Source organism: Billgrantia montanilacus, assembly GCF_003336675.1.
GTDB lineage: Bacteria > Pseudomonadota > Gammaproteobacteria > Pseudomonadales > Halomonadaceae > Halomonas > Halomonas montanilacus.
The window spans coordinates 1-20380 of sequence record NZ_QPII01000015.1 but is presented as its reverse complement, the minus strand read 5'-3'; the positions used below and the strand labels follow the sequence as shown (position 1 = coordinate 20380).

Annotated in this window: 17 protein-coding genes; 5 read left to right on the top strand and 12 right to left on the bottom strand. The window is 63.5% G+C overall.

Annotation, left to right across the window (positions count from 1 at the left end):
- Window positions 1-50: 50 nt before the first annotated feature.
- Window positions 51-1412 carry a glutathione-disulfide reductase gene (gene gorA, locus DU505_RS16820; RefSeq protein ID WP_114480143.1) on the bottom strand — a complete coding sequence of 454 codons (1362 nt, stop codon included), beginning with the start codon at window positions 1410-1412 and terminating at the stop codon, window positions 51-53.
- A gap of 168 nt (window positions 1413-1580) precedes the next feature.
- On the opposite strand from gorA, the gene can reads away from it, so the two are divergent.
- The 3 genes from can (at window position 1581) to DU505_RS16805 (ending at window position 4666) form a co-directional block, all read left to right on the top strand.
- On the top strand, window positions 1581-2240 hold the full coding sequence (can, locus tag DU505_RS16815; RefSeq protein ID WP_114480142.1) for a carbonate dehydratase: 660 nt from the start codon (window positions 1581-1583) through the stop codon (window positions 2238-2240).
- A 70-nt stretch (window positions 2241-2310) separates the two neighbouring features.
- Window positions 2311-3618 carry a Xaa-Pro dipeptidase gene (gene pepQ, locus DU505_RS16810; RefSeq protein WP_114480141.1) on the top strand — a complete coding sequence of 436 codons (1308 nt, stop codon included), beginning with the start codon at window positions 2311-2313 and terminating at the stop codon, window positions 3616-3618.
- 7 nt (window positions 3619-3625) lie between these two features.
- Window positions 3626-4666, top strand: coding sequence for a hydrolase (locus DU505_RS16805; protein ID WP_114480140.1), 1041 nt, complete (start codon window positions 3626-3628; stop codon window positions 4664-4666).
- On the opposite strand, the gene msrA is transcribed toward DU505_RS16805, so the two are convergent.
- The 6 genes from msrA to galU all read right to left on the bottom strand — a co-directional run bounded on the left by msrA (window position 4647) and on the right by galU (window position 14807).
- Window positions 4647-5261 (bottom strand): peptide-methionine (S)-S-oxide reductase MsrA, encoded by a 615-nt coding sequence (gene msrA / locus DU505_RS16800; protein ID WP_114480139.1) that lies wholly within the window; start codon window positions 5259-5261, stop codon window positions 4647-4649. The genes DU505_RS16805 and msrA overlap by 20 nt on opposite strands.
- Before the next feature lie 67 nt (window positions 5262-5328).
- A complete protein-coding gene (gene tamB / locus DU505_RS16795; protein ID WP_245948021.1) occupies window positions 5329-9678 on the bottom strand; it encodes an autotransporter assembly complex protein TamB in 4350 nt (1449 codons plus the stop codon).
- On the bottom strand, window positions 9642-11528 hold the full coding sequence (gene tamA, locus DU505_RS16790; RefSeq protein WP_114480138.1) for an autotransporter assembly complex protein TamA: 1887 nt from the start codon (window positions 11526-11528) through the stop codon (window positions 9642-9644). The genes tamB and tamA overlap by 37 nt, the downstream gene beginning before the upstream one ends.
- A gap of 60 nt (window positions 11529-11588) precedes the next feature.
- Window positions 11589-12530: a hypothetical protein gene (locus tag DU505_RS16785; protein ID WP_114480137.1), complete on the bottom strand. Its 942-nt coding sequence runs from the start codon at window positions 12528-12530 to the stop codon at window positions 11589-11591.
- A gap of 73 nt (window positions 12531-12603) precedes the next feature.
- A complete protein-coding gene (locus tag DU505_RS16780) occupies window positions 12604-13911 on the bottom strand; it encodes a UDP binding domain-containing protein (RefSeq protein WP_114480136.1) in 1308 nt (435 codons plus the stop codon).
- Window positions 13912-13916: 5 nt separating this feature from the next.
- Window positions 13917-14807 carry a UTP--glucose-1-phosphate uridylyltransferase GalU gene (gene galU / locus DU505_RS16775; RefSeq protein WP_114480135.1) on the bottom strand — a complete coding sequence of 297 codons (891 nt, stop codon included), beginning with the start codon at window positions 14805-14807 and terminating at the stop codon, window positions 13917-13919.
- A 161-nt stretch (window positions 14808-14968) separates the two neighbouring features.
- Here galU and ubiG point away from each other — a divergent pair, with 161 nt between their 5' ends.
- Window positions 14969-15691, top strand: coding sequence for a bifunctional 2-polyprenyl-6-hydroxyphenol methylase/3-demethylubiquinol 3-O-methyltransferase UbiG (ubiG, locus tag DU505_RS16770; RefSeq protein ID WP_114480134.1), 723 nt, complete (start codon window positions 14969-14971; stop codon window positions 15689-15691).
- Window positions 15691-16356 (top strand): HAD family hydrolase, encoded by a 666-nt coding sequence (locus tag DU505_RS16765; RefSeq protein WP_114480133.1) that lies wholly within the window; start codon window positions 15691-15693, stop codon window positions 16354-16356. The genes ubiG and DU505_RS16765 overlap by 1 nt, the downstream gene beginning before the upstream one ends.
- A gap of 47 nt (window positions 16357-16403) precedes the next feature.
- On the opposite strand, the gene DU505_RS16760 is transcribed toward DU505_RS16765, so the two are convergent.
- From DU505_RS16760 to tolA, 5 genes are all read right to left on the bottom strand, one after another.
- Complete coding sequence (locus tag DU505_RS16760) at window positions 16404-17168, bottom strand: YciK family oxidoreductase (protein WP_114480132.1); 765 nt, start codon at window positions 17166-17168, stop codon at window positions 16404-16406.
- Between the two features lie 26 nt (window positions 17169-17194).
- A complete protein-coding gene (ybgF, locus tag DU505_RS16755; RefSeq protein ID WP_114480131.1) occupies window positions 17195-17968 on the bottom strand; it encodes a tol-pal system protein YbgF in 774 nt (257 codons plus the stop codon).
- Window positions 17969-18004: 36 nt separating this feature from the next.
- Entirely contained in the window at window positions 18005-18550 is a 546-nt protein-coding gene (gene pal / locus DU505_RS16750) for a peptidoglycan-associated lipoprotein Pal (protein ID WP_114480130.1), read from the bottom strand.
- Window positions 18551-18594: 44 nt separating this feature from the next.
- Entirely contained in the window at window positions 18595-19884 is a 1290-nt protein-coding gene (tolB, locus tag DU505_RS16745; RefSeq protein WP_114480129.1) for a Tol-Pal system beta propeller repeat protein TolB, read from the bottom strand.
- Window positions 19884-20380, bottom strand: a 497-nt coding sequence (gene tolA / locus DU505_RS16740; protein WP_114480128.1) for a cell envelope integrity protein TolA, incomplete at its 5' end; no start/stop codon positions are given. The genes tolB and tolA, both read right to left, overlap by 1 nt.

The following is a 20380-nucleotide window of genomic DNA, read 5'->3' as shown; positions in this document are numbered from 1 at the left end:
CGAGCCGCCCTGAGGCGGCCCGAATGAATTGTCCTGCGCTGCTCATGACATCAGGTGCGCGATGGGGTTCTCATGGTGACGAACTCCTCGGCGCCGGTTGGATGAATCCCCACGGTGGCATCGAAATCCGCCTTGGTCAGGCCGGCTCTCACGGCGATGGCGATTCCCTGGATCAGCTCACCGGCCTCCTCTCCGACCATGTGCGCACCCACCACCACGTCACTTGAATCATCGACGATGAGCTTCATCAGGCAACGTTCCTGGCTGCCGGAAAGCGTATGCTTCATGGGGCGGAAATCGGTACGGTAGACACGAATCGCTCCATACTGTTCCCGCGCCTGCTCCTCCGAGACACCAACGGTGCCGATATTCGGATGGCAGAAGACCGCCGTGGCGATATTCTGGTAGTTCAGAGGTGCAACCGAGGTATCGGCGAAGTGCTGTTTGACAAGGTGCATGGCCTCGGCAAGGGCCACCGGCGTCAGTTCCGGACCACCGGTGACGTCGCCCAGGGCCAGGATGGACGGCACCGATGTCTCGAACCGTTCATTGACCTTGAGCGTGCCGTCGATATTGAGCTCGACGCCCAGCTCTCCGAGGCCCAGCCCCTGCAGGTGCGGCTTGCGTCCGGTTGCCGCTAGTACCGCGTCGACCTCCAGTGTCTCACCGTTGGTGAGGGTCACCACCAGGCCCTCATCGCCCGGATCGATGCGTTCGATGTTGGTTTCGAAGTGGAGGTTGACGCCCTTGGCGGCCATCTGGTCACGGGTGAATTCGCGCACTTCGCGGTCGAAGCCGCGCAGAAACAGCTCGCCGCGGTAGACCAGGTGGGCGTTGCTTCCCAGGCCGTTGAAGATACTCGCGAACTCCACGGCGATATAGCCACCGCCGAGGACCAGGAAGCGTTCGGGGAAGTGCTCGAGATCGAAGACCTCGTTGGACGTCACCGTATGTTCGCTGCCGGGAAAGTCGGGTACCCAGGGCCAGCCGCCGACGGCGACCAGGATCTTGGCGGCACTGATGCGCTCGCCGCCCACGTCGACATGATGCGCATCGACCACCTGGGCGCGACCGTTGATCAGCCGTACTCCAGCGGTGTCCAGAAGGCGGCCGTAGATGTCATTCAACCGCTTGATTTCACCGATCTTGTTGTCACGCAGCGTTGCCCAGTCGAAGACCGGCGCGGCGGGGAGATGCCAGCCAAAGCCGCCGGCGTCCTCGAAAGCGTCATGGAAGTGGGCGGCGTAGGAGTAGAGTTTCTTGGGTACGCAGCCCACGTTGACGCAGGTTCCACCCAGGTAGCGATCCTCGGCCACGGCAACGCGGGCGCCCGTGGCGGCGGCGGTACGCGCTGCACGTACGCCGCCGGAGCCGGCACCGATGACGAAGAGGTCATAATCGAAGTCTGGCACGGAGTTCTCCTTCTCGAACCGGGCACTCGAACAGGGCCCGTTGGAATGGGGCGATAATACCAGTGCAGGCCGCGTCTCGGGAGTGTGGCGGTTGACCGCTGCCCTGAGCGCCTGTAAAAAAAGCCCCCGGCCATTGGCCGCGCCGATCAAGCCACCGGAACGTTTTACATGGACAAGGAAATCGCCACTCTACTCGAGAACAACCGCTCCTGGGCAGAGCGCATGTGCCAGGAAGACCCGGACTATTTCACCCGCCTGTCTAGCCAGCAAAACCCCAATTACCTGTGGATCGGTTGCTCGGATAGCCGAGTGCCGGCCAACCAGATCGTCTCGCTTCCCCCCGGGGAGGTGTTCGTCCATCGCAATGTCGCCAACCTTCTCCACCACAGCGACATGAATGCCCTCTCCGTCGTGCAGTATGCGGTGGACGTGTTGAAGGTGAAGCACATCATGATCGTCGGCCACTACGGCTGCGGCGGGGTCCGGGCGGCGGTGGCCGGCGGCGAATGCGGCATGGTGGACTACTGGCTCCACTCGGTCCGCGAGCTGTACAGCCATCATCGCGCAGCGCTGGCGGCGCTGCCGCTGGATGAGCAGGTGGACCGGATGTGCGAGCTCAACGTCAGGGCCCAGGTCAACAACCTGTGCCGTACCAAGATCATCCAGCTGGCCTGGCAGCGTGGCCAGCCCTTGGCCATCCACGGCTGGATATACGGCCTTGGCGACGGGAGAATCAGCGATCTCTCCTGTACGGTACAGGGTCTGGATCAGGTGGCGACCCTCTATCGCATCGACCGGGTCGAGCCCCCGCCGACACCCGAGTGCTGATCGATGCGGCTATCGTCCGCTCTGGGCAGTGAGCTAAACTGGCTTGAACCAGACTGCCCGGAAGGTTGCCATGACCGATCCGCTCGCTGAACTCCAGTGTAGCCATCTCGACCGGCTCGAGCGGCACTACGCCGAGACGCTCTCCAGCCTCGGCCACGATGGCGTATTGCTCTACAGCGGCCATCCCGCTCCCCATTTCGGCGACGACCAGCACGCCAGTTTCCAAGCCTACGGTCATTTCCAGCACTGGACCGGCCAGGCCGACCTCGCTCATAGCTGGCTTCTGGTCTGCCCGGGGAGGCGTCCGGTTCTCTTCCTGCACGCCCCCGACGACTTCTGGCATCTTCCAGCCAGCCTGCCTTCGGAGGCCTGGACCGAGCGTGTCGACGTGATGAAGGGGCGCTTCGATGAGCCCCCCGCCCTGCCCCGGGGCCGCTATGCCGTGATTGGTGACGTGGATGCCGCGACTGCCCGGGCGCTGGGGGCCGAGCTCAATCCCGGTGCCCTGCTCATGGCGCTGGACGAGGGGCGGGTGCGCAAGAGCGAGTACGAGGTTGCCTGCATCGGCCGGGCCAACCGACAGGCCATGGCCGGCCATATAGCCGCCAGGGGTGCCTTCCTGGCAGGTGCAGCCGAACTGGATGTGCAGCTCGCCTACCTCCAGGCATCGCGTCAACGCGAGAGCCATGTTCCCTACGGCAATATCGTCGGCATCAACGCCCACGGCGGCGTCCTCCATTATCAGCACTACGACACCCTGCCCCCGAAGAAGCCGCTTAGCCTGCTGGTCGATGCGGGGCATCGCTACCGTGGCTATTGCGCCGACATCACCCGCACCTGGGCGGGAGCCCAGGCGGACGGACTGTTTCACGCGCTCATCGAGGGCGTTGCACAGGTGCAGCAACAGCTGATTGCCGCCGTGCGCCCCGGTGCCGACTATGTTGCCCTGCATGAGCGGATGCACGACCTGCTGGCCGAACTGCTTGTCGAGCACCGCCTGGTCCTTGGCACCCCCGAATCTGCCGTGGCAAGCGGTATCACACGGGCTTTCTGCCCCCATGGGCTGGGCCATCTACTCGGCATTCAGGTTCACGATGTGGCCGGGCGTCGTGCCGTGAACGGTGCGGCCCTGCCACCGCCCGACAAGGACCCCGCCCTGCGCCTGACGCGTGAACTGGAAGCGGGAATGGTGGTCACCATTGAACCGGGGCTCTATGTCATTCCCATGCTGCTCGACCCGCTGCGAAAGGGGCCGGTTGGTCGCGAGGTGAATTGGGAACGGGTGGAACGACTGGCCCCCCACGGCGGCATTCGCATCGAGGATAACGTCCTGGTCACCAGCGACACTGCCAAGAACCTGACGCCCGAGGTCGAGTGATACCATCATGCGCGAGCGGCGACACGAAGCCGACTTCTCACCACCACTCGGGCTGACCAATGCCCACGTGCAGACGCTGCTGCCGCGCCTCCTGCCGCGTCCGCCACTGGCACGCGAGGTGGAAGTGCTCGAATTGCCCGACGGCGATTTCGTCGAGCTGAACTGGGCCAGCCCCCAGCCTGCAGAACCCGAGGCGCCGGTCTTCGTGCTCTTTCATGGGCTGGAAGGCTCCTTCGACTCCCCCTATGCCCGGTGGATGCTCTCGGCGGCCAGCCGGCTGGGATGGCGTGCCGTATTGATGCACTTCCGTGGCTGTGGCAGCCACCCCAATCGGCTGCCGAGGGCCTATCACAGCGGCGATACCGCCGACGCCTACTGGCTCTTCGGACAGCTCACCCACCGCTTTCCCAAGGCGCTCAAGGTGGCCGCTGGCGTCTCCTTGGGCGGTAACATGTTGCTCAAGCTGGTGGCCGAACAGGGGGGAGATGGCCTGGACCTGGCCGGTGCCATCGTGATCAGCGCACCCCTGGACCTGGCGGCCAGTGCCGACCGGCTCAATCAGGGGTTTTCCCGAATCTACGAGCGGCACCTGTTGAGTGCGCTGAAGCGCAAGGTCCGTGACAAGCTCGTCCGCGGGGCACTGCCGCTGCCGCTGGATGCCGGCGGATTGGACAGTCTGAGCAGCCTGCGCGCCTACGATGATGTGGTGACCGCGCCGCTGCACGGTTTCGAGGGGGCGGAGGATTACTACCAGCGCGCTTCCGCCGGCCCCCTGCTGGGAGATATCGAGCTTCCCACCCTGATTCTGCACGCCGATGACGATCCCTTCATGCCCGCGAGCCTCTATGAGCGGCTGCCCGCCCCCTCTCCTGCCGTGCATCTGGAGATCGCCCGGCATGGAGGGCATGTCGGCTTCATGGAGTGGCGCAACCGCCGGTTGGAACCCTGGCTTGCCCGGCGCATAAGCCGGGAGTTGGCGTCATGGAGCAGTCCGGCGATTCCCTGGCCGGGTCGGGCCGGGCCCCATCTTACCCGATCGGGCAGCTGATGCCGGTGCCCTTCAGGCCACAGTAGCCGCCGGGGTTCTTGTGCAGGTACTGCTGGTGATACTCCTCCGCCAGAAAGAAGTCGGTGAGTTGAGCGATCTCGGTGGTGATTCTCCCCTGCCCCGCCTGGGACAGCGAATACTGGTAGATGTCGCGGCTGTGCTCGGCCGACGCATGCTGCGCCTCGCTGGTGGTGTAGATCGCCGAACGGTACTGACTTCCCACGTCGTTGCCCTGACGCATGCCCTGGGTGGGGTCATGGGCCTCCCAGAAGGTGCGCAGCAGTGTATCGATATCGACCTTGGCCGGATCGAACACGACTCTCACCACCTCGGCATGACCGGTCATGCCGCTGCAGGTCTCCTCATAGGTGGGGTTGGGGGTGACACCGCCAGCATAGCCAACGGCGGTGACATGAACTCCCGGGGTCTGCCAGAACAGACGTTCCGCACCCCAGAAGCAGCCCATCCCCAAGACGATAACCTCATGTCCATCGGGAAAGGGTGGCAGCATGGAGTGGCCGTTGACGGCATGTATGCCCGACACGGCGAGCGGACTATCGCGCCCTGGCAACGCACGGGCTGGATCGATCATCATTTCTGTCTCCTTGAGTATCAAGCGCACTCCAGTGGGCTGTCGACGGCCCCTTGTACGCGAGCCTGGCCTATTGACCGCCATCGATCTGCGGAGGTTTCCCGGGCCGGGAGAAGGTATAGACCAGGTCAACCGCCTGCGCCGCACCCGAAACGGCCTGCACGTAGAGATTGCGCCATAAGGTGTAGCGCAGGGTCAGCTCGGCGATGGGCGAAAAGATTCCGACGCCATAGCTGATACGAAGGTCCTCGGTGAGATAGCCGGTCACCACTACCTGGCTTTCGTCCCCGATGCCGGCAGTTTCCAGCGCCAGGTCGTCGATGCCGAAGGCCTGGCCGATAGCCCCTACCGCTCCGCCGGTCTGCCCCAGAGTCAAACCGACCAGCGCAGCCGTCAGGGCCCCGTCGGTATCGCCGTCTCGCGGTGCCCGCCCGCGCAGCAGGTACGACAGGGCGCTCGCTTCATCCATGGCCGGCTCCGAGAAGATCTCCAGGCTCGGCTCGGCGGCGAAGCCGGTGACCCGCAGGCCCGCGATCACGCCGTCCTCGGTCAGGTCGGGGTTGCGGATGGCCTCGAAGTCGAGCAGTGGCTGGTCCGGCGGGCCGCTGAAGAGCAGTTGGCCCTGGCGAATCATCAGGTCCTGGCCGAAGGCGCGGAAGCGCCCATCGGTCAGGATGACGTCACCGAACAGCTGTACCGGTCCATCCTGCTGGCGCACTTCCAGCGTACCGCGCAACCCGGTCTCAAGCCCGCGGGCTTCCAGCTGCATATCAGGGCCCAGGTTCAAATCGATGCGAACATCCAGCGACATGCCAGCTTGCTGCAGGGCCACGGCAGCGGCTTCATCCGCCCCTGCCTCTTCCTCGAGGTCGGCGGTTCGCCTGGCGCGGGCCTCGTCGCGGCGAGTGATGATGATCTCGTCGGGACTGGGCGAGACGGCAGCGGGCGGTGTATCGCCTATCTCGAGCCGCGCCCACGGGACCTGCACGGCTCCTCGTACCTGAAGCCGGTTCGGGTCGATGCGTATGCGCAAGTCCGGCGCGATACGCAAGCGGCCGAACTCGGGCATCGTCACCAGCAGCGGCCGCCGTGTACCGTCCAGATCGACCCCGATACGCCAGTCGTCCGGTGACGGCCAGGCGGCATCGCCATTGATCACCAGCCGTCCTTCGTCGCTTTCCACATAGCCCATGATACGCGCGGTCTCACCGTCGAGCTCCACCCGGATACGCCCATCCGCAATGATCAGCGGGATATCCATGCCGCTGGCCTGCAGCCCGGTTAGTTCCAAGGCGCCGTTGAGCTGCGGGGATTGGCCTGTGCCGGATATGTCCACTCTGCCATCGATGACACCTTCCAGAGTATCCATGCCCGCGACCAGGCTCCGATAGCGCGACAGGTCCAGGGCATCGAGCGTCAGGGTGCCCTCCAAGGCGCCGTCACCAGCCGGGTCGTCCAGGCCGACGGTCAGTCTGAGTCGCCCGGCATCGGCCAGGCTCAAGTCCAGATTGAAATCGGTCCTCTGCTGGTCGGCGTCCAGGGTCACATTCATGCGCGTGTCGGGTAAGGTCCAGGGCTGCCCGTAGATATCCATTCCCTCAAGGGAGAGCTCGCTGTCCACGTTGCTCTCTATGCGCCACTGGTCGCCTCCCCTGCGCCACTGAGCCTGCAGATCCATGTCGGTCTGGCCCGTAGCACGCCACTCTTCGGGAAGCCATTCATTCAGCAGTTCCATGGGCAGCTCGCGAACCGAGAGAGCGGCATCTCCACTCTCGGCACTGGCTTGCAGCGTTTCGACGAGACAGAGACTGCCGCCCTGGTCGCGCCGCAGACAGAAAGGCTCAACGCGAGCGTTACCCCCCTCGATATCGGCACTGAAGGCCAGTGGCTCGTCCAGGCGAATGGCACCGTATTCCGTCGTGATCTCCAGCGGGTGAATGCGGCCGGTGTAGCGCTGGCGGTCCTCGGAGAGCCCACCCGCCAGCTCCAGGGAGGCCTGTGACAGCGGCATGCCGTGTCCGGCAATGGCGTCGAGCGTCAATGAATGGTCCGTCAGGCGTCCATCAAGGAGCAGCGAGACCTCGCTGAAGCGCTGTCCGCCAGCATTGAGGTTCTCGATGTCGAGTCTCACGTCGAGCTCGGGATCGTCGAGCCCACGGACATTACCCGACAGCTGCAGGCTCTCCAATCGGTTTTCGCCGAAGGCCAGGCTATCGCCGTTGAGCGAAATATCGAGCTGGGGTGACTCGATGCTTCCCGTGGTGGAGAATTCCCCGGCCAGGCTGCCGCCAAGCTCGTCGTGCAGGTTTGAGAGGTTGGGCAGGTCGATGTTGCCGTCGAGCGTCATTTGCTGTTCTGACACCGCACCGCTGGCGGAGAGGCGATTGTCGCCCTGGCGGAAGTCGAAGCGGTCGATATTCCAGCGCATTTCGCTGTCACCGTCGAGGCTAGCCTGCAGCGACATCGGCAGCGATTGCAGTTCGCCACCGATCTCGAGTCGCGGCACGTTCAACTGCCATCCATGAGGCCCCTGGGCGAACGCCATCTCGATATCGCCGCTCAAGCGCCCGTCGGTGGCGTCGGTGAAGGCGCCGGGGTCGACGTTGTCGAGGCGGAACACGGCGCTCACGTCCAGGCCTTCGGACCAGTCGGCACGACCCCGGCTGACCAGCGAGCCATCGCCCAGCGTCAGAGACAGGGGCAGCCAGGCAAAGTGTTCGACATCGCCGCTGCCCGACAAGGCGACACGGGTACGGGGTATCTCGGGGCCCTCCAGCTGCATCGACAGAGCCGCACTGTATTCGAGCAGACTGCCTGACAAGCGCAGAGATAAATCCTCGGCCAGATAGGGGTCGACCGGCACATCTTCGACGTCTTCGGGCACTTCGGTGGTGAGCCGCATCGGCAGCGGCCACTGCAGCAAGTCGCTTTCCAGTGAAGCGGTAAAGGGCAGGCTCGGCTCCAGTGCATCGAGCCGAGCCGTCAGCTCGGCCTCCACGGGGCCTGTGGCAGCCAGTTCGGCCTCCAGGTCGGCGAGACTTCCGCTCAGCAGCAGTTCGAGCCGCTGGCCAGCCAATTCGGGCATGATTTCCGGTAGCCACAGGGTGGTGCGAAGTCGAGCCTGAAGGGGATAGTCGCCCTGAAGTTCGACCTTCGCCGACAGCTGAGCATCGACATCCAGCGTGGCGAGATCGAGGGACGTCACCTCGACTTCCTGACCGCTGGCTTCGAGGCCGAGGGTCAGGTGCCGGATCGAGTATTCGAAGGGCCCGGTGAGTTCGACCTCCTCGAACCTGAGGTGGGGCATCGATACCGACAGCGGGAGATGAATCTCGGGAAGCCTGATGCGCTCTCGCTGGGCCAGTGCCAAACCAGCCTCGAGCTCTGCAGCGATGGCTGCCGGCAACGGCGATGCCAATGCAAGTGAGCCATCGATGGCGTCTGCTGACAGACGAGGTTCGTCGGTGTCGTGCTCCTCCAGGGCCAGCTGAGCCCCCGGAGAGAGAGGGAGGTGAATGCGCAGGCCGGAAAGGCGAGTCGGCAACACCCCCAGTTGCGACTGGGCGGCCTCGATGCCGGACGTGAACGTATCGATCTCGATACGAGTGCCATCCGCCAGTTCGATGGCCGTGTCGATGACCTGCAGGTCGGGGGCCGTCACCGCCATGGGCAGGTGAATCGTCTGCCTCTCGGCAGCGACGGCGCTTTCACTCTCCTCGGCAGTGGCCAATGGTATGTCCGCCAGATTGATGGCGGTGTCGATGGCGGGAGCGGCAAGGCGTGGCGCGTCATCATCGACAGCGACCAGGGCCAGTTCGCTACCGGGAGAAGGGGGAAGGACAACGCGAAGGCCTTCCAGTCGGGTGGTCAGCAGCTCCAGCTCAGCTGCTCGGGCCCTGGCCGCCGAAGAGAAATCATCGAAGCGGATCCGCGTACCATCGGAAAGTGACAGCTCCACGTCGACCAGCGACAGCGCTCGTATTTCCACGGGAAAAGGCAGGTGGATATCTCCAGCGGGCCCCCGCTCTTCCTCCGTATCGGTGTCACCCTCTCCTAGCTGGATACGCGCCCCCACGACAGAGAGGTGCTCGATACAGAGCCGCCCCTTCAGCAGACAGTCATCGGCCCAGGCCAGCTCGAGACGCTGCACCGACACCGTCGCAGGTCCAGCTTCCAACTCCAGCCCGTGCAGGACCAGCCGGTCGAGCGGTGCTCCTTCGGCATCCTCCAACTGGTAGAAGCCACGCTCGGCTCCCTCCTCCAGGAGGAAGCCAGTGCCCCATGGGGACAATGCCAGGCCCAGTGCAAGGATGACCCAGCCCAGTAACCAGAGTGGTAGTACAATCAGCAGGCGAACAAGTGACCAGAGCAGCAGCCGGGTCCTCAGAATTCCGGGCCGATGGCGAAATGAAGGCGCCACGAATTCTCCTCGTCGTCGAAGGGATGAGCGACATCGAAGCGTACCGGACCGACAGGCGATATCCAGCGTACCCCGAGGCCAGCTCCGGTGTTGAGCGAGTCCGGGCCCCAGTCATCGAAGGCGTCACCGGTATCGATGAAGGCGGCGCCCCACCAGTTGCCGGTGATACGACGTTGCAGCTCGGTGCTGGCGGTCAACAGCTGCTGGCCGCCACGTAGTCGACCCTCCTCGTTTCGAGGGGCGAGGCTTTCATAGTCATAGCCCCGCACCGATCGGTCGCCGCCGGTGAAGAAGCGCAGCGACGGCGGAACCTTGGCAAAGTCACTGGTCTCGATGGCACCCAGTCCAAGGCGATTCACGAAACGTAGGTCGCTGCCCAGCATGCGAATCCATTCGGTATCACCGGTCATGCGCAGGAAGTCCGCACCCGATCCCCACATGCTGTCGGAGTATTCGAAGGCGATTCTCTGGCGATCCCCCCAGCTGGGAAATCGAGGGTCGCGAGTTCGTGTCCGCGCCCAGCTCACCCCGGGGTAGTAGAGGAAGACACTGTCGGCTTCTCCGCCCTGGGTGAAATCTTCATAGGTGGCGCGCAGGAAGAGTGTCTGCACCCAACGGTTGTCGAACTCCCAGCGCCGTGCAAGCTCGATCGTGTTCTCGAGGGTGCGGGTGTCATCCAGGTCCCGATGACGCAAGCCGTACTGCAGGCGGTATTGATCGCGCAGTGGATCGTCCAGTGGCAGGAGGTAGGTGCCGGTCAGACGCTGCTCCGGCTGAGAGATGAACAGGTCGTGTTCGAGGCTATGGCCGTAACGGTTGATCCAAGGCTGCTCCCAGCCGAAGCCGAGCCGGGGCCCCACGTCGGTGGCGTAGCCCACGGCGATCTCGAACTGGTGCCGGTCCGCCGGTGCCACCACGACATCGATCGGCATGACGGCGCGTTCGGTTCGATGCAGTTTGGTGACAGTGGTGAGCGCCTCGGCCGAAAGTCGCGGTCCTGCCGGTTGCTGCGGTGAGTGCCCTGCCGAATCGCTGGGTAGTGTCGCCTCGCCCAGAGTGCCGACCTCATTCCACCACCCCAGTTCAGGCGGCGTGAGGGCCAGCTGCCGACGGCTGTCCAGCCGGGGACGTACGCTGACTGAGCTGAACCAGCCTGCTTGGCCCAGGCGCTGGGTATAACGAGCGACCTCCCCGGCAAGATAGGGCTCTCCCGGTGTGAAGGGGGCCAGTTGCAACAGTCGCTCCTCGAGGATATGACTGCCCTTTATCGTCACATCGCCAAAGGCATAGCGTGGACCACTGTCCAGTGTCAGGTAGAGTCGTGCGCTTTCATCGAAAGGCCTGACTTCCATACGCCTGTCGGTGAAGCCCCAGTCGAAATAACCCCGCTCCAGGGAGAGGTTGGCGAGTCGATTGCGCATCCGGTCCCAGGGGGCATGCACCAGCGGGTCGCCAACGGCCAGCGGGAAGGAATCGACCGTCTCACTGAAGTGTTCATCGCGTCTGGCATCCCCTTCGAGTCGAATATCCAGTACTTCGATAACGACCTGGGGACCGGGTTCGACCACCAGATCGACATGGCGAGGTGGGTCACGTGAATCGAGCTGCTGGTGGATCCGAGGCTCGTAGTAACCATAAACCCGCATGGCCTCACGAGTGCGCCGCAGGACTTCGCCTTCAAGACGTACTCGCCCGTACTGAGCGGCGTCGAGGCTGCTCAGGTAGTGGCGGACATTGTCGGCGACATCGCCTTCCAGCCCGTCGATACGGGCCTCGAGGGCAAGCGCGTCCTGGATCACGCCAAGACACAGGATCGCTGCCCCAAGGCATGCTGTTACGCGTTTTCCCATATCAACGGTTTCCTCACTGACTCCAGGCGACCGGGCGGTCTGAAGGCGCGCCCGGTGGCATTACTGCAGGGCTTCCAGCCCGGCACTGAGTGCGAGCTGAGTCTGACGCAGCTCGATCAATTCGGCTTCCATGGCAGTGAGTCTGTTGCGCAATCCGCTAACCGTTTCCTGGTTTTCCTGCTGGCCTGTCACGAGGCCTTCCACTTCGTCGTTCAGGGCTTCGAGACGTTCAGCCACACCTTCGAGCTGACGGTTCAGCTCTGCTTCCAGGGCCTGGGAGCGCTCATCCAATGCTGCCAACTCCTGTTCCAGCAGTGTCTGGAAGTGCTCATCCCGTTCGGCAAGCTCTTCCGCCAGGGTGGCACGAACATCCTGCTGGGTACCGGCCTGCTCATCGAAGCGCGCCTGCCATTCCGACAATCGCTCGGCGGTACGCTCACTGGCGTCGGCTACCGTCTCGATGCGGGTGGTCAACGCCTGCCGTCCCTCTTCGCCGGCCCTCTCCAACGCGTTCATCGAGACCTGGTTGGCACTCAACAGGGCATCCCGGTAGGCGGCTTCCTCGGCCATGACGTCCAACTGCTCGGCAACATCGTCAAGGCGCTGTTCCACCGCGTCCAGACGAGACTCGTCGATGTCGGCGGCCTGCTCGACCTCCACCTCGAGGGTCGCGGTGCGAGCAGCCAGCGATTCGCCGCGATTCTCCACCGTCGATAGCCGCGACTCGATCACTTCCAGACGATCACCCCGCCCCTCCTCGGCATCGAACCGGGCATGGACATTGGACATTTCGCCGGCCAGTTGGCTCCATTGTTCATCGAAGCGCTGACGCTCCTGCCAGCCAAACCAGGTTACCGCCATCAGGGCGATGACCAACAGGAATACCGTCAACCGAAGCGGCCACAGCCTAGGCATCGGCTGTGCGGGCCGCCGTGCCCGTGTCAGGCTGGTGTCCGGATCGGGGACGATAGGGCGTCGCTCGGGCGGACGCGCTTCTGGCATGGCAAACTCCTTTCAGCAAAGGCGGCAGGCGCCCATTGTAAGCAGGGAAACCGCCTGCACGCACGCTGTTACCTCAACGAGAAGAAGTCTGCGCGGGATCGGCCCGGCGGCCGATACCCCGGTAGGAAAGCCCCCAGCTCGCCACATGGGAGGGATCGTAGATGTTGCGCCCATCCAGCAGCAAGCCTTCCCGCAGCTGTTTTGCCAACCTGGCCCAGTCCGGGTTCCAGTAGTGCTTCCATTCGGTGACCAGCATCAGGGCATCTGCGCCCTCGCAGGCTGCATAGGGGTCGGCATCGAACAGCTCCAGCAGCGGTTGGTCGCCGACTTCGGCGCGAAGCGCCGCCGTGGCGGCGGGATCATGCAGGCGGACTTTGACACCCTGGGCCCATAGTGCCTTGAGTAGCGTGAGGACGGGGGCATGGTCAATGCGGGCCGAGCCCGGCTTGAAGGCCGCGCCCCATATCGCCAGGGTACGACCTTCCAGGCGCCCGTGGAAATGGATCCAGAGCTTGCGAAAGAGAGTCTCCTTGACCTGTTCATTGATGTCCAGCACCTGCTCCAGAAGTGCCGAATGCTGACCGCTGGCTTCCTGGACATTGGCCAGCCGCATCAGGTCGCGGGAGAAGTTGGGCCCACCGAAACCGCAGCCAGGGTAGAGGTATTCGTAGCCGATCCGCGAGTCTGCCCCCATGCCCTGGCGAACATGCTCGACGTCGACGCCCAGGCTGTCGGCCAGGCCGGCGATCTCGTTCATGTAGCTGATGCGAGTTGCCAGCATGCCGATGGTGGCGAGCTTGGTCAGCTCGGCCGCACGGCGTGGCATGCGCTGAACCACGTCTTGGCGGCGATTGAAGGCTCTCAGCAGTTCCCGCACCTGGGCCTCGGCGTGATCGTCATCGCACCCCAGCAGCCAACGGCCGGCACGGGTGAAGCTTGCCCAGGCGCGCCCTTCCTCCAGCATGTCGACGAGGGCTACGGCACGGCGCTCCGGCGCACCCAGCCGTGACTCGAGTCGTTCGGTCTCGCCCACGGGGAAAGTGGAATTGTTGACCAGTATCAGCGCACCTGCATGGCGCGCGGCGGCCTGTTCCACCAGCTCGCCGGCCTCGTCACGCTGTTCGGGAGAGAGCGCGAGCCAGAGGATGTCGATGGGACCCGACTGTGGCGTGTCACTGCCTGCCACCGTCAGGGTGCCGAGTTCACGCCCGTCCTGAAGCCCGGCCATGAGATCGGGCTCGCGCCGTAGCCAGTCGGCTTCCAGCAGGCTGGACCAGGGCATGGAGGCATTGGGCACCCAGTGCACTTGATGCCCTACCCAGGAAAGGGCGGCGGCAGCCGTGGCGGCAGCCAGCTCACTTCCATGTATCTCGAGTCGCATGACAATTACTCCGGCTGGCTGTAGCGGGAAAGCAGTTCGCGAAAGCCCTCGCCGAAGCGTGGATGACGGCGACCATAGACCATGGTGGCCTCGAGGTAGCCGAGTTGATGGCCGCAGTCGTAGGTCTTGCCGCGCATTCGCCAGGCATCGACACCCTCGGTCTGGCGCAGCGTCTCGATGGCATCGGTAAGCTGAATCTCGTTGCCGGCGCCGGGCGGCGTTTCGGCCAGTAGGGAAAAAATACGGCCCGGCAGGATATAACGACCGATCACGGCCAGATTGGAAGGTGCCTCGTCCCGTGATGGCTTCTCCACCACGCCATTGAGCGGGCAGGACTCACCCGCTGACGGCGCACCGCCCCGAGGATCCACGATGCCGTATTTGTGGACATTTTCCCACGGCACCTCTTCCACCATCAGCTGGGAACGACCGCTGGCTTCAAAGGCATCGATCATGCCGGCCAGGTCGTTGCGCTCGAGGCCCTCGTCATCCACCAGGACATCGGGAAGCAGCACCGCAAAGGGCTCGTCGTCACCGATCACCGGGCGGGCGCAGAGCACCGCATGACCAAGGCCCAGGGGTTCCGGCTGGCGAACACTGATGATATTGACGTCATCGGGGACGATCGCGCTGAGTTCGTCGAGGAGTTCCTGCTTGTCCTTGGCCTCGAGGCTCGCCTCGAGCTCGAAATGCTTGTCGAAGTGGTTCTCGATGGCACTCTTGCTGGCATGTGTCACCAGGACGATGTCACGTATCCCGGCAGCGACCGCTTCGTTCACCACGTACTGGATCACCGGTCGATCGACGATGGTGATCATTTCCTTGGGAATCGCCTTGGAGGCTGGCAGACAGCGGGTTCCGAAACCGGCAACGGGTAATACAGCCTTGCGAATCATTGTGCCATCCTTGTCGCTTGAGTCGGTTGATGAAGATGAAGACCCGGGGCCACCGATGATTCCGTCATGGGAAAGCCCGGGTCGCTACGGGTACAATAGTGCATGATACCGAAGGTACTGAATGTTGCCAGGGTGCCGACCAATTCACACGGAGAAACAACATGAGCGCAAGCCTCCATCACCACAATGTGGACCAGGCCGAAATTGCCAAGTTCGACGCGCTGGCCAGCCGGTGGTGGGACCCGCAGAGCGAATTCAAGCCACTGCACGACATCAATCCGCTGCGCCTGGATTTCATCGATGCGCGCTGTGGCCTGGCGGGTCGCCAGGTCCTCGACGTGGGCTGTGGCGGCGGCATCCTTACCGAAGCCATGGCCCATCGAGGTGCCCGTGTCACCGGTGTCGACATGGGTCATGCGCCACTCGCTGTGGCGCGCCTTCATGCCCGGGAAAGCGGTGTCGAGGTAACCTATCGCCAAGCCAGTGCCGAGGAGATGGCCGCCGAGCACCCCGGCGAATTCGACGTGGTGACCTGTCTGGAGATGCTGGAACATGTGCCCGACCCCGGTTCCGTGATCCGCGCCTGTGCCGCGCTCGTCAAGCCGGGTGGGCACGTCTTCTTCTCTACCCTGAACCGCAATCCCAAGGCCTACACCCTGGCGATCGTTGGCGCCGAATACCTGCTCAGGATGCTCCCCCGTGGTACACACGAGTACCGCAAGTTCATCCGTCCTTCCGAGCTCGCTGGCTGGTGCCGGGAGGCCGACCTGAAGGTTCTCGAGCAGAGCGGCCTGGTCTACAACCCATTGACACGTCGCTATCGGCTATCGGCGCATGATGTCTCGGTCAATTACCTGATGCATTGCCGCCGGGAGACCAGCTGATGCAGTTGCCGGATGCGCTGCTGTTCGACCTCGATGGCACCCTGGTCGATACCGCACCCGACCTGGCACGGGCCACCAATGCCCTGCGCGCCCGCCATGGGCTGGATCCCCTGCCCTACCCGGTCATTCGCGCCCAGGTCTCCAATGGCGGCAGCGCCCTGGTCCTGTTGGCACTGGGTTTGGAAACGACCCATGATGGCCATGACGAAGCCCGCCAGTTCCTGTTGAGCGCCTATAGCCGCGCCGTGGCCGATGAGAGCCGGGTCTTCCCGCCGCTCGACCGTCTGCTGGCCAGCTGGGAGTCCAGGCGTCGGCCCTGGGGTATCGTCACCAACAAGCCCCGAGCCTATGCGGCACCGCTGATCGAGGCCCTCGGCTTGATGCCCGGCGCCCTGCTCTGTGCCGATGACCTGCCCGTCAAGAAGCCGTACCCGGAGCCGCTGTGGGCCGCTGCACGCGCATTGGATGTCACGCCGGAGCGCTGCTGGTATATCGGCGACCACCTGCGTGACATGCAGGCGGCGCGTGCCGCCGGCATGCCCGCCATTGCGGTGGGCTACGGTTACATCGAGGAGGGAGATGACTTTCGTGACTGGCCTGCTGATCTATGGTTCGAAACCAGCGAGTCCCTGGCGGAGTCCCTGATGTCCTCTCCCGCACTCTGATCCAGGTGGCTGAAGTGGGGCATCGGGTTGTGCCATGACGCCGGGGGCTACGCAGACTTCGGCGGCTGTGCGTCGAAACGCTCGCCATTATGACCCTGGCTGTCAGGGCCCATCAGCCACAGGTAGGTGGGCATGATGGTTTCCGGCGTGGGCAGCGACTCGGGGTCTTCGCCCGGGTAGGCATTGGCTCGCATCTTCGTGCGGGTCGCACCGGGGTTGAGACTATTGACGCGAATGGTGCCGAGGTGCTCGAGCTCGTCGGCAAGCACTTCCATGAAACCCTCGGTGGCGAACTTGGAGACCGAGTAGGCTCCCCAATAGGCACGACCCTTGCGCCCCACGCTGGACGAGGTGAAGACCACCGAGGCGTCCTTCGATGACTGCAATAGTGGCAACAGGGCTTGTGTCATCCATGTCGGGCCATTGAAATTGACCTGCATGACCTGCTCCCAGAGCTCGGGATTGTACTGCTCGAACGGAGTGATTCTCCCCAGCAGGCTGGCATTGTGCAGGAGCCCGTCGAGGCGGCCGAATTCCTTGTCGAGCATCTCTGCCAGGTCGTGATAATCCTTCAGCGTGGCACCTTCGAAGTTCAGTGGGACTATCGCGGGCTGGGGGTAACCGGCCGCCTCGATCTCGTCGTACACCTTCTCCAGCTTGCCCAGCGTTCGCCCCAGCAGTATCACGGTGGCCCCGTGACGGGCGAACGTCAGTGCGGCCACACGACCGATGCCGTCACCGGCACCGGTGACCAGAATGATACGTCCTTCAAGCAGATCGGCTGGCGCCTGGTAGTCGATCTTGCAGCTCATCGCGGCTCCTCGGGCGGGGCCAGTCCTTACAGGGACTGGCGTAGAAAGTCGTTGGCAAGTCCGGCAGCACTACTGTCGGGGTAATCGTCCCTCACTCTTTCCAGCAGTTCCCGACTCTCGCTTGGCTCCCCCTGGCGGGCCTTGATCAGGCCGAGCTTGTAGAGGGCATCGGGAAGCTTGCTGCTCTGGGGATAGTTGTCGATGACCTGCCGAAAGGCGATTTCGGCGTCGGCCAGGTTGCCTTCGGCGGAGTGCAGCTCGCCAAGCCAGTAATGACCATTGGCAGTCAGGTTGTTGTCGGGGTGGTCGACCACGAAGGCGTCAAACGCGCTGATGGCATCTTCGAATTCACGTGCCTGGACCTTGGCGAAGGCAGCCTGGTAGGCGGCCTGGGCATCTGCAGTCACCCCGCTTGGCGAGGGGGTCTCGGCAACCTGGCGGGCGGACTCCTCGTCGACTTCCGGCCGAGCTTCGATACCGGCACTGCCGGCCATCAGTCGTTCGTCCAGATCGAGGTACTGCTGGCGTGTCTGACTGCGCAGCTGCTCGAGCTGGTGACGAAGCTCCTCGATCTGCCCACGCAGCTGCTGTATCTCACGCTGGTGTTCCTCGACCTGGTTGAAGATGACCAGGCTCCCTCGTGACTCTTCCTGGACTTGTGCCTGATCCATGAAAGAGCGCGACGGAGAGGCGGTCAGGTCCTCAACCACCGGACGCTGTTGTGCAACGGCAAGGCTCATCACGGACAGCGGGAGCACCAGGGCTCCCGCGCCGCACAGCCTTTTCAGACTGTGTCTCATGTTGGACTCCATTGGCGCACCATCGCGCCTGCTCGATCAGTAGGCGAAGACCACACGACGGTTCTGGGCGTATGCGTCGTCATTGTTGCCACGAACTGCCGGGCGCTCTTCACCGTAGCTGACGATCTCCAACTGGGAGGGCGAGACACCCTGGACTTCAAGGAAGCGCTTCACTGCATTCGCGCGGCGCTCGCCGAGGGCCATGTTGTACTCGCGGGTGCCACGCTCATCGGTATGGCCTTGCAGCGCAACGCGAGCGTTGCCATTGGAACGCAGATAGCGGGCATGGGCCACCAGCACCGACTCGAACTCGGAGCGAATGTTGTCACGATCGAAGTCGAAGTAGATGGTACGCACCTCGGGAATACGTCCGTCGGCCTGCTGTCCGGCACGATCGCCGTTCGTGCCGCTGCCGACACCGGTACCGCTAACTTGCCCGCTACCGGCAACGCCGGTTCCGGCACCGCCGTTGCGGGTGCCTTCCATAGACCCGTCCTGTGTCCCACCGGTGCTGGAACAACCGGCCACGAGCGCCAGAGAAAGAGCGAGTGCCAGGCTCCTGGCGTGCGACTTGAATTGCATGGTCTAACTCCTTGAAGGATTCGAGTGACACGGATCATCGAGTATTAATTCAGAAACGGTGACCACGCGGGTTCGCGCACGTCACCCTGGGCCGATGGCAGCCTATAGGACGCGCGTCCATCAGCCGACACCGCTGACAACACCCCGCTGTTACCTTGCTGGGTGGCGAAGATTACCATGGTCCCGTTGGGTGCAACACTGGGTGATTCATCCGAACGCGACTCACTGATTACGACCAGCCTGCCAGATCCCAGGTCCTGCCTGGCAATCTGGTAGCCATTGTTACTGCGGTGGACCAGAAAGATGGATTCACCATCGGGAGCAAAGCGTCCGCGGGCGTTATAGTTGCCGGTGAAGGTCAAGCGCTCCGTCTCGCCGCTGCCCACCGTATAGCGATAGAGCTGCGGGCCGCCGCTGCGGTCGGAGGTGAACAGGATGCTACGCCCATCCGGCGACCAGGTCGGCTCGGTGTCGATGTTGTTGTTATTGGTGATGCGTTCGAAATTACGCGACGCCACATCCATGATGTAGATTTCCGGTTGACCGTCCTTGGACAGGGCCATGGCCAGCCGGCGTCCGTCGGGCGACCAGGCCGGAGCACCATTGATCCCCTCGAAGGATGTCGCTCTGACCCGCTGGCCGGTCGCCAGATCCTGGATATAGATCGCCGGCCGCTCCGTCTCGAAGGAGACATAGGCAAGCTTGCGGCCATCCGGCGACCAGGCCGGCGAGAGAATCGGCTCCCGCGAGCTCAGCACCTCCTGGCTGTTGTGGCCATCGGCGTCCGCGACGTAGAGGGCGAATTGCATGTCATTGCCGGCACCCCGGGCCGTGACATAGGCGATCCGTGTGGCGAAGGCACCACGAATTCCGGTAATGGACTCGAAGATCTGATCGCTGATGTAGTGCGCTCCGCCGCGCAATTCGCTGCCGCTGGCGGTTACGCTTTCACCCAGCATTCGGCGGGATCCGCTGACATCCAACAGCTCGTAGCGAATTCGATAGCCATTGCCTTCGCGACTGACCCGCCCTACCACCATGTAGCGCACGTCAAGACCGCGCCATTGTCCGAACTGAACCTCGTCGCTGGTGCTGGGCCTGTCGTACATTGCCTGGCGATCAAGCGGCTCGAAGTAACCGCTTCGCTGCAAATTATCGCTGATAATCTGGGCGACATCCTCGGGCAGGTTTTCACCATCGGCAGCGAATGGAACCACTGCGATGGGAGTGGCACGGTCGCTACCACGTGTGATCTCAATGGTCAGGTTGGCCTGTGCCAGCGTGCTGAACATCAATAGCAAGGCGCTCAGCCAGGTCGTTATAAGGACTTTCATCAGCGTACATCTCCCGGTCGAAACCGCAGATTGAATTGGCGGAAATCACGCTGCGCCATAGCGGGCAATTGGCGCAGTTCACCGAACGGTGCGGCAGCTTCCACTGCCTGTATGGCAGAGCGGTCGAAGCTGCTATCACCGCTAGTCTGGTTAATAGTAGCGCCAAACAGCTCGCCAGAGGGTCCCAGTTGGACCTGAACAGTGGCTTCAAGGTTTCCCGATGCTCCCGGAGGAATCACCCAGGCCTGCTCCACTGCTCGTCGTACCAGATTAATGAAGCTGTTGGCCGCCTCCTGGGCCTGACGCGCATCGGCCACGGCTTCGCTTTCGCCTTCGATGGCACGATCCAGGCCCTGGCTGGCCTGTTCCGCGGCTCGGCGGGCCTCCTCTTCTGCTCGGCGCTGCTCCTCGGCCTCCTGCTGGCGGCGGGCCTCCTCTTCTGCTCGGCGCTGCTCCTCGGCCTCCTGCTGGCGGCGGGCCTCCTCTTCTGCTCGGC